The following is an 11,587-nucleotide window of genomic DNA, read 5'->3' on the forward strand; positions in this document are numbered from 1 at the left end:
CCCCGGATGAACAACCTACTGAGAGATCACACCTAGATGCCCGGGCCTTCAGCCCGAGGAAGCGCGATGCAGCTTGCGGAGGATTGCCGCACCCCTCGATGCTTCGGCGCCAGGAGTGGCCTCTGAGGGCGGGTCGCGGAGCTGGTGCATCCTGCCCAATGCCTTGCGTGCAGTTTGCACGCAAGGCACTCGCCGCAGCGGCGGAGGCAGGGCCGCGTCAGTAGGTATAGCTCAGCGTGAGCATGTACACGCGCCCGGTTTCCACGTAGGCGCCATCGGCACCGGGGTCGTAGGCCATGTAGCGGGTGGACTTGCCCTGGGTCTCGTAGAACGTGGCCGAATTCAGCAGGTTCTTGGCGGCGATGCCGACGTCGATGCCGTGCGGCAGGTGGTAGGTGGCGGTGAAGTCCAGCGACTTGACCGGCTGCAGGTAGTAGTTGAGCCGGTCGCTGGTCAGGCCGAGCAGTTGCAGGCCGGTGTAGTTGTAGCTCAGGTCGGCGCGCAGACGGCTGTCGTCGTAGAACAGGTCCAGGTTGTAGATGCGCTCGGGCGCACGCGGCAGCCAGGTCTTTTCGGGCTGGTCGGCGCGCTTGCTGTCGGCGGAACTGTGTTGCAGGGTCAGGTTGGCGGCGATACCGAAGTTGCCCCAGAACCCAGGCAGATCCTGCAGGCGCTTGCTGCCGGCCAGTTCCACGCCGTACAGCGTCGCGGTGCCGCCGTTCTGCGGCATGGTCACCGGCACGCCGTCTTCGAAGGTGGTACCGGTCGGGACCAGGCCGCCCAGCGTGTTGTCGTTGCTGGTCGCCGACTGCGAGGTGTAGATGAAGCCGGTGATGCGCTTGTAGTAGGTCGAGGCGCTGAGCACGCCGCCGTTGCGGTCGTAGAACTCCGCGGACAGGTCGGCATTGTCGGCCTTGCTCGGCTGCAGGTCGGGATTGGGTTTGGAGATGCCGATGACCTTCTGGGTGGGGTCGACCGTGTACACGGTCTCGCCGGAGATCAGCCCGAACGCCGGGCGGCTGAAGCTGCGCCGCAGCGAGGCGCGGTAGACGGTCAGCTCGTCCGGGCGGTAGTTGAGGCTGATGCCCGGCAGTACTTCGCCATAGCTGCGGCCGCTGCCGACGAAGCGGCCGTTGATGCCGTCGCCGTTCGATTGCCAGGCATCGGCGGAGTAGCGGGTCAGTTCGTAGCGCACGCCGGGCAGGAGGGTCACCGCGCCGACATGCAGCGTGGCCATCGCGTAGCCGGCGTAGATCGCCTCGGTACTGGAGGTGGTGTTGGCGTTGTAGTCGTTGGCGGTATAGACGCCTGCCCCATTGGGATCGTTGACGTACTTGTACGGCACCGCCTGCGCGCGCACCCAGTCGCGGTCAAGGATCTTGAACGGGCCGGCGTAGTGGCCATCGAAGGCGGCGTAGGTGAGACGGCCGGGCAGGGCGCTCAGCGGCGGGCCGCCGGCGTTGGGGAACACGTAGTTGGGGCCGCCGAAATACGGGCCGTTGTAGACGAAGTTGCCGTCCTTGTGGAAGAACGGGTGATCGTAGGAGCCGCGGTCGGCGTGATCGAGCGACAGGCCGGTCTTGACCTCGTCGAGCACGTCGCCGTCCACGCGGTAGCTGATGTCGGCATGCGCGCTGGCGCGGTTGTCGTGGCTGCCGGCATCGTGGCCCTGGGTCTTCCAGAACAGCGCCGAATCCAGGCTGTAGAAGAAGTTCTTCAGGGCCGGCGAACTCGGGCCGATGCTCGGATAGGTCGGATCGCTGAGATCGAACGCAAAGCTGCCCGGGGTGAAGCCGTACAGACTTGCGGCGACGTAGTCCGGGCGGCTGCGCGTGCCGCGTCCGAAGGAACTGCCGTAATCGAAGCGCAGACGATCCAGCGTGGTCTGCCCGCCCAACTGCAGCGTGGCCAGGGTTTCCTTGATGTCGTGGGTGTTGAAGTAGCCGCCACGCACCGCGGTCGGCTGGTTGTTGACGGTTTCCAGGCGTGCGCTGGATTGGTCCTGCTGGCCGGTGACGTTGTAGCTGCCGTAGATGGCGCGCGCGAAAAGGGTGGTGTGCTCGCCCTGCCAGTCGAAGGCGAGGTTGCCGCCGTAGCGCTCGATCTGGCTGGTGTAGACGCTGTACTTGTAGCGGGCGCTGAGCAGCGGGCCGACATCGCGCAGATCCACTGCCTTGGCCTGCGCCGGATCCGCCGGGAAGTACGCGCTGTTGGGCGCCGGCGCCTGCGCCATGTTGTTGTTCTTGCCGTAGTAGGCCGAGGCATAGACGCCGAACGCGTGGTCGTCGCCGAACTTCCAGGCCAGCTCCTGTTGCACCGTGCCGCCGGTGTGCTTGCCGCCAAGGTCGGAAGCGAGCGCGTTGAACTGGCCTTGCGCGGTGGTCTTGCCGTAGAAGTCGCCATCGAAGTCGAACGCGCTGGGCGTGCGCATGTCGATCGCGCCGCCGATCGCGTCGCCCGGCAGGTCCGGGGTCGGCGACTTGGAGACCTTGACCGACTGGATGCCGAACGGCGCCAGCATGTTCAGCGAGATCGCACGCGTGGACGAATCGGTCTCGGGCATGCCGAAGCCGTTGAGGCGGTAGCTGTTGTAGCTGGCATCCAGGCCGCGGATGCTGACGTAGGCGTTCTCGCCGGTGGTGGCCTGGCCCAGATGCATGTCGCTGTAGGCGGACAGCCCGGGCAGGTGCGCGACCACGTCGGCGATGCCGGCGGAGGGAATCGCATCGATCTGCTGCTTGCTCATCACGCTGTTGACGCCGTTGGACAGGCGCTGTTCGTCCAATGAGCCCGGCACGGTGGCCTGCGCGGCCTGGACGTTGACCGAGTCCAGGGTGGTGGTGCGCGCGCTGGCGTCATCGGCGTCGCTGGCGCGGGCGGTTGGCGAGAGCGCAAGCGCGAGGGCGATGGCACAGCACAGGGGGCGGGGGCGATGGATCGGGAGCATGGGGGGCGGCTCGTTGGGGGAAACAGCGGTTGCGATCCGAAGTCCGGACACGCCGATGCCGGCGCGCGGATCGCCCAGGCCTTCCATTGCATACGTGTGGGGCGTGGCCGCGACGTCGCGCGGCCAATGGCATTCAGTGGCGCAGGTCGACGCCGTGGCAGTCGGCCTGCGGACGCTGCGGATTGCAGCGGGCGACGGCGTCGCCGGGGAAGCGCACCACGTAGCCGGAGGCGGCCGGTTCGTGATCGGGAAAGTCGGTGCTGAGCAGTTGCGCGCCGCTGGCGAGCATGGCGTCGCGTCGCGCAGTGTCGTTGCGCAGGGCTTCCTTGAGGTCCGCGTCGGTGCGGGTGCGCACCAGGTAGCCGGCCTTCACCAGCGTCGCGATCTCGTCGGCGCTGCCGTCGTTGCGCTCGACGAAGGCGGCGTCGTCGGCGCCGGGATCGGCATTGGTGAAGCACACGCGGCCGCGCAAGGACGGATGGCCGGCGAGATAGGCCGGGCCGACCGCACGCTGGTCGAGCAGGAACACCACCTTGCCGCGCGCCGCGGAGAGCGCAGGCCAGCCCTGCGCTAGCACGGCGGCGTTGAGCGTCGGCGCAGTGCCACGCACCTGATCGGGGCTGATGTAGTCGTTGGCGGCGAACACCGAGCGCAGTTCGGCATCCAGTGCATCCAGTGCCTTGCCGTCGAATGGTTCCGGTTGCACCGTGGGGAAGGCCGCCGGCACGGTCGATTGCTTGGTTTCCAGCAGGATGAAGATCGGCAGATGCCCGGGGTGCCGTTGCGACCACGCCCGCACCTCGCGCAGACAGGCCAGCAGCGGCTGGCAGGTGCTGCGCTGGTCGAGGTCCTGGATGTGCATGACCTTGAAGCCCGGTCGCTGCATCACGCCCGGCGCGGCGATCGGCGGGGCCGGCGGCAGCCCGGCCTTGGCGAGCTGGTCGATCATCGCCGGGTGTGCGTAGCGTCCGCCCTTGGCGTCGGCGTAGATGTCCAGTTCGATCTGGCGCACGCCGTCGTCCAGTTGCTGCGTCAACGGCGGATGCCGATAGTCCAGCACCGCGAACGTGGCCGGATCCAGGCGTTTCCACAGCGCCGCTTCGCTGGGCGCGAAGCCGGCGTGGTAGCTGTTGTGGCTGCCGATGTACTGCAGGTCGCTAAGCCTGGGTGCGGCGCACAGCGCAGATGGCAACAGCGCCAACACCGCCAGCAGGGCGCGCAGCGCAGCTGGCGCGCTGCGGAGTTTCGACGACATCAGGACAGAACGTTGGGGGAACATCGTGGCCACGCTTGGTAACGATATCTCGACAGCATCCCGAGTGGAGTTGACGCGGGTGTTGCCAAATCGTGTCATGGCCGGCGGCGTGCCACGATCGTGCGCGGTGTCCTATGCACGCATGACCGTCGTCACGTTGTTGCGGCTGGTTTGGACAAGCACCGTCGGCGATGCGCTTTTGCCGCAACTCAGTGCGAAGCGTTGTCGTTGTTGCGAGAGCGGCTTGGCCGCGACGGGCATTCCCGATCGCGCGCGTTGCGGCTGTCGGCCCAGGGCACGTCGAGCCGCTTCTGCACGTAAACCCTGCGTCGCCGGGTGGCTCCCTGCCGTTGCTTTGCGTGCGTCATTGCGGCGTGCGCGTGTGCTGCAGGGCGAATGCCAGCAACGTCGCTTCCAGCCGTTCGCCGAGGCTGCGCGGCGCGTCCAGCCCCATGCGCTGCATGCAGGCGGCATCCGCCGCGGGACGCGCCAGCACCGCGCTGGCCACCGTCTTCAGCTTGGCGCCGGTGCTGGCGGTGTGCTGCTGCAGCCAGGACAGGGCGCGCAGCAGGCGCTGCTCGACCTCGGTGAAATCGCTGCCCAGCGGATAGTCGGGCAGGGTGCCGTCGCGGCGGAACGGCGCCAGCGCGTCGCGCACCCGCGCAGCCTGATTGCGTTGCCAGTGCGTGGGTGCAGCGAAGTCGGCGGCCAGCTTGGCGTTGGCCTTCGCCGTCTCCAGCAACGCGGGTTGGGCCTGCACGTCGGCGATCCCGACCATCGCCGCGATGCAGTCCTCGTCGGTCAGGCCGCGCAGGTCGGCGATGCCGTACTCGTTGACGTAGAGGTCGCGCAGGTGCCGCGGAATGGTGGTATGGCCGTAGTTCCAGCGCACGTTCGACTGCGTTGCGCCGGCATCGCTGCGGACGGCGCGGAACATCAGCACGCTGCGCGCGTCGTCCAGCGCGTGCGCCATGGACACGAAGTTGTACTGGCCGCCGACGCCGGACACCACGCGACCATCGTCCAATGCATCGGACACCGCCGCGCCGAGCGCGGTGGCCATCATGCACGAGTTGAAGAAGCGCGCCTCGCGCCGCTGTACCCGGCGCAATGCCTCGTCGCCGTAGAGCTGGTTGATCTCGCTGATGCGGCGCATGCCGATCGCCGCGCGCGCCTGCGGAGCCATGTCGCGCAGCCAGGCGTAGAACTCCGGCGAACCCAGGTAGAACGCGCCTTGCAGGTATTCGCCCTCGCGCTCCAGACGCTGCAGGTCCTGCGCATCGGCAGTGCCGTCGGCCACGCGCTGCAGCAGCGGCGCGTCGTCGAGCACCTTGCGCCGGATCACCCCGCACTGGACCAGTTGCCGGAAGCCCTCGTTGAGCATCTCGCTGCAGCCGAACAGGCCGACCGCGAACGGCTCCAGGCCGCCGCATTCGCGTACCGCCGGATGCCGCTCCAGTTCCGGATCCAGCGCCGCCAGCACCTGCCGGTAGCGCGCGTTGTCGGTATGCCGCAGCACCAGCGCGTGGCACAGCGCATCGGCCAGGGTGCCGATGCCGATCTGCAGGGTGCCGCCGTCGCGCACCAGCGTGCTGGCGTACAGGCCGATGGCGTAATCGGCGTCGGCGACCGGCTGCCGCGGCAGCCCGAACAGGCGCGGAGACGGCCCCGGCGGCGTCACCACCACGTCGAAGAAGCTCGGCTCCACCGCCGCGCAGCCGCCGATCCACGGCAACTGCGGATCGACTTCGGCCACCAGCAGCGGCCGCGGCAGGCCGCGCCGCTGCACTGCGGCCAGGGTGTCCTGGGTGATGTCGTTGTTGCACGAGAACGACAGCCGGGTGCCGTCGGGTTCGCGCGCCACCTTCTGCACGATCAGGTTCGGCGCACGCTGCGCCACCGCATCGGCGGCATGGGTGTAGTTGAGGCTGGTGTAGCTGCGCTGCGCCTGGGTCGAGCGCAGCAACGCGCCGGACTGCATGTAGAACTCTTCGACCTGGACATGTGCCGGCAGCGCATCGCGCTGCATCGCCTGCACGTAGCGCAGGCGCGGGAAGTCCTCGCCGAAGTGGCGCTGCACGAACGGCCGCGCGAAACGACCCTGCAGCCCGCCGCCGGGCGCCGGCGGATTGAGCGAGAGTGCGGTGTAGATCTGCAACGGCCGCGTCGGATCGTGTTCGATGCGCTCGTACAGCGCGTTGAGCAGGCGATGCGGCTTGCCCAGGCCCAGCGGTGCGCCCACGCGCAGCGGGCCGGCGATGCGCTGCAGGATCAGGTCGGCAGCGGCGTCGAGGTCGTCGAGATGATCGGTCATCGGCATAGCTTAGAGGGTGTGCCGGCGATTGCGTCGATCGTGATGCGCGACCGATACGCGCGGTGCCGCGGCGTACGCGATTGGCAGCGACGACCTCCGGGCATGGGGGCATGCCGATCGCCAGGGCATCGGTCGTTGCGCAAAAAACACTTGACATGCGTTCTGTTTACGCGCGTAATCAGTGAAAATTTACGGGCGTAAACGCAATGTCGATCAGCGATGCGGAAGCCGTGGTCATGGAGGTGCTGTGGGAGCGGCACCCGCTCAGCGCCGAAGAGGTGTTCGCCGCCTTGTCCGGGCATGGCGGCTGGGCCGAACCCACGGTCAAGACCCTGCTCAACCGCTTGCTCAACAAGGGCGCGATCCGCGCCGACAAACAAGGCCGCCGCTATCTGTACACGCCCCTGCTGCAGCGCGCGCAGTGGGTGCAGCAACAGAGCGAAGGCCTGCTCGACCGCCTGTTCGGCGGCCGTATCGCGCCGTTGGTGGCGCACTTCAGCGAACGCGGCAAGCTCAGCGATGCCGATATCGCCGAACTCAAACGACTGATCCAGGAGCTGGACGATGAGCATTGACGGGATCGTGAGGGACCTCGGGAGTACCGCGCTGGTCGTCAGCGTGGCCATCGCGGCGGTGCTGGCATTGCGCGTGCCGATGCGGCGCGCGTTCGGCGCCGGCATCGCCTACGCGCTATGGATCGCGGTGCCATTGGCGCTGCTGGCGGCACTGTTGCCGAGCGGCTGGCGTCCAGCGTTGCCGGCGGGCTTGGCGCTGGACATGCCGGCGGTGCTGGTCGGCGTGACACGGGCGCAGATGTCGGTAGGCGACGGCGTGTCGGCGAGCGGACAGGCCACGGTCTGGTTGCTTTCGTTGTGGCTGGCGGGTGCGCTGGCCTCGGCGACCGTGCTGTGGCGGCAGCAGCGCCGCTACCGACGCAGCCTGGGTCGCTTGCAGCCTGGCGAGGATGGCGTGCTGGTCGCCGAGCATGCGCTGCATGGGCCGCTGGTGCTGGGTGCGTGGCAGCCGCAAGTGGTGGTGCCGATGGACTTCGCCGCGCGCTATCCGCCGCCGCAGGCGCAACTGGTGCTGGCGCACGAACGCATGCATATCGCCCGCGGCGACACCCGCAGCAATCTGCTGCTCGCCGTGCTGCGCTGCGTGTACTGGTTCAATCCGCTGCTGCACTGGGCCGCCACGCGTTTCCGCCTGGATCAGGAACTGGCCTGCGATGCCGCGGTGCTGGTTCGCCATCCCGGCACGCGCCGGCACTACGCCGAGGCGATGCTGCAGACCCAGTTGGACGCGCTGGCCTTGCCGGTGGGGTGCCATTGGCAGGCGGGCAGCGTCCTGTGCCAGCGCATTGCCTTGCTGCGGCGTCCGGCGGTGTGCGGTTGGCGGCGTCGTCTGGGCCTCGCGGCGGTGACGCTGGCCGCGTTGAGCGGGAGTGCGATGGCACTGGCGTTGCCAACTGGAACAGATGCCACGGGCGTGGCACGCGATCTTGCCGCGAGCGAGGTGGATGGCACGTCGGCACGATCGGTGCAGCAGGCGTCGGTGGTCGCCGCGCGGACCGGAGCGCGGCCTGCCAAGGTAATCGACATGCCGCCCCCGAAATACCCGGATGAAGCGGTGCGTGCCGGCGTCTCCGGCAAGCTGGTCCTGCTGGTCGACGTGGATGCGCACGGGGCGCCGAGCGCCGTGCGCGTGCTGGATCATGGCAGCGGTAGCGCAGTTTTGGATGCTGCCGCGGTCACCGCGGCCTGGAAGTGGCGCTTCTCGCCGGCGACTGCGCACGGACGCGCTGTGGCCAGCCGCCTGAAGATTCCGGTCGCGTTTGATGTGGAAATGTACCCCGAGCAGGCGCCGGCTGGCGTCGCCGATGCTGCGAACTACCGCTGGTATCGCCTGGGCGAGGATGCTGGCGACACCTTGGCGAGCTTGTGCGACAAGGTGTTCTCCGGCAAGGGCGGCGCCGCGCCGCTGTGCGGCATGGCGCGGACCGTGCGATGAGTGCGCACGGGCGGGCCGGCATGCTGCTGGCGCTGGTCCTTTCCGGCTGCGCCAGCCACGTGCCGAAAGAGGCGCCGCAACCGACCCAGCGCATCGACTCGGTGGATCAGCGCATGCTGGAAACAGGATTCGGCGCGGCGTCCGGTGCGGCGGCGGTGCAGTCGTATCGGATGCAGCCGCAGGAAGTGTTCCGCATGCCGCAACCGCTGCAGGCGCCGACGCCGCAGTTGCCGAGCGCGTCGCCGCGCCGCACGTTGGCCCCGACCACGGTCTGCGTGCGGGTGATCCTGTCCGCGCAAGGCATGGTGGAGCGCAGCGCCCTGTTGAACGATCGCCCGGACTGCAGCGCGGGCGCGCAGCCGGAGATGGCCGATCTGCTGCAGGCGGTGCAGGACGCGGTCGCGCACTGGCGCTTCGTGCCGGCGGCGATCTGTACCTATGCCGATCCGGTGCAGCGGCCGGCGCAGGACGGGCGCTGCGACGATGCGCAGTCGGTGCAGGAGGTGCCGGTGACGCTGGCCTACGCGTTCACCTTCGAGGTCCGACAGGGCAAGGCCAGCCTGCAGTCGGGGCGCGTCGGCGGCGCGCGCTGAGCGCCGCGATCGCCGCGTGCGGTCTGCCTTGCCCGTTGCCGGGAACTACAGCATCTCCGGCTTGAACAGGCGCCGCCGCGAGATCTCCGCGCCTGACAGCATGAAGCGGCCGTCGCCCCGGTAGTGCAGGGTGCGCGGCCGCTTGGGCGAGGCGGCGACGTGCGCCTTGACCACCTTCCATACGAACAGGCCATGTTTGCCGATCTGGCTGCCGTCGTGCAGGCGGCATTCGAAGCTGGCGTAGCACTCGGCGATCAGCGGCGCCGCCACGTGCGTGGCGGGCACCGCGGTGAGGCCGAAGTGCGCGAACTTGTCCAGGTCCGCACCGCTGGTATTGCCGATGCCGACCACGGTGTCGACCAGGTCGGCAGTTGGCAGGTTGATCACGCATTGCTTGCTGCGTCGGATCAGGTCGAAGCTGTGGTTGGCGCTGGAAATGCAGCAGGCCAGTAGCGAGGGCGAGAACTCCAGCACCATGTGCCAGCCCAGGGTCATCACGTCGCGTTGCTGCTTCCAGGCCGAACTGACCAGCACCACCGGGCCGGGCTCGAGGAAGCGGCGGACGTCCTGGGTGGGGAAGTCGAGCTTGCGGTAGCGGCGCATGCGCAGTCTGCCGTGGTGGGGCCTTCAGTCTCGCCGGCCTGGGTGAACGCGATGTCGGCGTCAGTCCAGCCGATGCACCGCGTCGGCGATGCGCGCCACTTCCTCGGCCTGGTGGCTGACGTAGAGCATCGGCAGGCGCACGTCGTCGCGCACGCGCTGCAGGTACGGGATCAGGTCGCTGCGGCGGTCGGCGTCCAGCGCCGACAACGGTTCGTCGAACAGCAGCAGCGACGGCTGCGACAGCAGCGCGCGGCCGATCGCCACGCGCTGCGCTTCGCCGCCGGAGAGCGTGTCGGGGCGCCGCTCCAGCAGCGCGCCGATGCCGAGCAGCTCGACCACCGCATCGAGTGCGAAGCGCGCCGGCTTGCCGCGGCCGTGGCGGCCATAGCCGAGGTTGCGGCGCACGTCCATGTGCGGGAACAGGCGCGCGTCCTGGAACACGTAGCCGATGCCACGGCGATGCGCCGGCAGGTCGATGCCGGCAGCGCTGTCGTACAGCACCCGGCCATCGATGGCGATGCGCCCGCCGCGCGGCGGCAGCACCCCGGCGATGGCGTTGAGCAGGCTGGTCTTGCCGGCGCCGGACGGACCGACCAGGGCGACCACGCGCGCCTGTTCCTCGATGCGCACGTGGCGGGCGAAACGCCCGCGCTGCAGATGCAGGTCGATGCTCAGCATCGGCGTCGGCTCCGGGCGGTTGCGCGGCTCATGCGTCCACCTCGGTGCCGCGCTGGCGTCGCACCAGCCACTCGGAAGCCAGCAGCGCGCCCAGCGAGATCGCCAGCGCCACCGCCGCCAGCCGCCAGATGCCGGCTTCGGCGCCGGGCACCTGCAGCAGGCTGTAGATCGCCGAGGCCAGGGTCTGGGTCTGTCCAGGGATATTGGAGACGAAGGTGATGGTGGCGCCGAACTCGCCCAACGCCTTGGCGAAGCCGAGCACGCCGCCGGCGACCACGCCCGGCCATGCCAGCGGCAGGGTGATGGTGAAGAACACGCGCCATGGGCCGGCGCCGAGCGTGGCGGCCGCCGCTTCCAGGCGACGGTCGGTGGACTCCAGGGCCAGGCGGATCGCCCGCACCATCAGCGGGAAGCCCATCACTGCGCTGGCCAGCGCCGCGCCGGTCCAGCGGAACGCGAACTGCACGCCCAGATGCTCGAACAGCCAGCCGCCGATCGGCCCCTGCAGGCCGAACAGTTGCAGCAGCGCGTAGCCGGTGACGATCGGCGGCATCACCAGCGGCAGGTGCAGCAGCGCGTCCAGCAACGATTTGCCGAAGAAGCGGCGCCGCGCCAGCAGCCAGCCGCAGGCCACGGCGAACGGCAGGCTGGCCAGCGCCGCGACCAGCGCGACCTTGACGCTCAGCGCGATCGCGGTCAGTTCCTGCGCGGTGAAGTCGAACAACGCCAGGCCTCAACGGGCGAGCGAGAAACCGTGGCGACGGAAGATCGCCTGTGCCGGTGGCGTGCCCAGCCAACGCACGAAATCGGCAGCGCTCTTCGCCTGCGCGCTCGCCCGCAGCGGCGCCACCGGATACACGATCGGCGCGTGGCTGTCGGCCGGAAAGGTCGCCACCACCCGCACCTTGGGCTCGGCCTGGGCGTCGGACCCGTAGACGATGCCCAGCGGCGCTTCGCCGCGCGCCACCAGCATCAGCGCGCTGCGCACGCTCTCGCTCTCGGCCAGGCGCGGCTGCACGCTGTCCCACTGACCCAGCGCCTGCAGTGCGGCGCGCGCGTACTTGCCGGCCGGCACACTGGCGGTCTGGCCGACCGCCAGGCGCCCCTGCGCGCCGAGCGCGGCGAGCAGCGCGCCGGGTTTGCGCAGGTCGACCTGTGCCTTGCTGGCGGCCGGCGCCACCAGCACC

10 protein-coding genes are annotated in these 11,587 nt (G+C 69.2%); 3 read left to right on the forward strand and 7 right to left on the reverse strand.

The window, feature by feature from the left end:
• Positions 1–217: 217 nt before the first annotated feature.
• The 3 genes from D183_RS0116445 to D183_RS0116455 form a co-directional block, all read right to left on the reverse strand.
• Complete coding sequence (locus D183_RS0116445) at positions 218–2,947, reverse strand: TonB-dependent receptor (protein ID WP_017909962.1); 2,730 nt, start codon at positions 2,945–2,947, stop codon at positions 218–220.
• A 133-nt stretch (positions 2,948–3,080) separates the two neighbouring features.
• Complete coding sequence (locus D183_RS0116450) at positions 3,081–4,202, reverse strand: phosphatidylinositol-specific phospholipase C1-like protein (protein WP_017909963.1); 1,122 nt, start codon at positions 4,200–4,202, stop codon at positions 3,081–3,083.
• Between the two features lie 364 nt (positions 4,203–4,566).
• On the reverse strand, positions 4,567–6,522 hold the full coding sequence (locus D183_RS0116455) for an acetyl-CoA hydrolase/transferase C-terminal domain-containing protein (protein WP_017909964.1): 1,956 nt from the start codon (positions 6,520–6,522) through the stop codon (positions 4,567–4,569).
• 200 nt (positions 6,523–6,722) lie between these two features.
• Here D183_RS0116455 and D183_RS0116460 point away from each other — a divergent pair, with 200 nt between their 5' ends.
• From D183_RS0116460 to D183_RS0116470, 3 genes are read left to right on the forward strand one after another with little or no spacing between them, the layout of a single operon-like run.
• Positions 6,723–7,091: a BlaI/MecI/CopY family transcriptional regulator gene (locus D183_RS0116460; protein WP_010340889.1), complete on the forward strand. Its 369-nt coding sequence runs from the start codon at positions 6,723–6,725 to the stop codon at positions 7,089–7,091.
• A complete protein-coding gene (locus tag D183_RS0116465; protein WP_017909965.1) occupies positions 7,081–8,526 on the forward strand; it encodes a TonB family protein in 1,446 nt (481 codons plus the stop codon). The genes D183_RS0116460 and D183_RS0116465 overlap by 11 nt, the downstream gene beginning before the upstream one ends.
• The gene (locus D183_RS0116470; RefSeq protein WP_017909966.1) at positions 8,523–9,119 is read left to right on the forward strand and encodes a hypothetical protein; all 597 of its coding nucleotides are present in this window, start codon (positions 8,523–8,525) and stop codon (positions 9,117–9,119) included. The genes D183_RS0116465 and D183_RS0116470 overlap by 4 nt, the downstream gene beginning before the upstream one ends.
• 45 nt (positions 9,120–9,164) lie before the next feature.
• On the opposite strand, the gene D183_RS0116475 is transcribed toward D183_RS0116470, so the two are convergent.
• The 4 genes from D183_RS0116475 to modA form a co-directional block, all read right to left on the reverse strand.
• Positions 9,165–9,722, reverse strand: coding sequence for a flavin reductase family protein (locus D183_RS0116475; RefSeq protein WP_017909967.1), 558 nt, complete (start codon positions 9,720–9,722; stop codon positions 9,165–9,167).
• A 60-nt stretch (positions 9,723–9,782) separates the two neighbouring features.
• Entirely contained in the window at positions 9,783–10,400 is a 618-nt protein-coding gene (locus tag D183_RS0116480; protein ID WP_017909968.1) for an ATP-binding cassette domain-containing protein, read from the reverse strand.
• Positions 10,401–10,428: 28 nt separating this feature from the next.
• On the reverse strand, positions 10,429–11,124 hold the full coding sequence (gene modB / locus D183_RS0116485; RefSeq protein ID WP_017909969.1) for a molybdate ABC transporter permease subunit: 696 nt from the start codon (positions 11,122–11,124) through the stop codon (positions 10,429–10,431).
• A gap of 9 nt (positions 11,125–11,133) precedes the next feature.
• Positions 11,134–11,587: molybdate ABC transporter substrate-binding protein (gene modA / locus D183_RS0116490; RefSeq protein ID WP_017909970.1), on the reverse strand; the 454-nt coding region annotated here is incomplete at its 5' end.

This window comes from Xanthomonas sp. SHU 199, assembly GCF_000364665.1.
Lineage (GTDB): Bacteria > Pseudomonadota > Gammaproteobacteria > Xanthomonadales > Xanthomonadaceae > Xanthomonas_A > Xanthomonas_A sontii.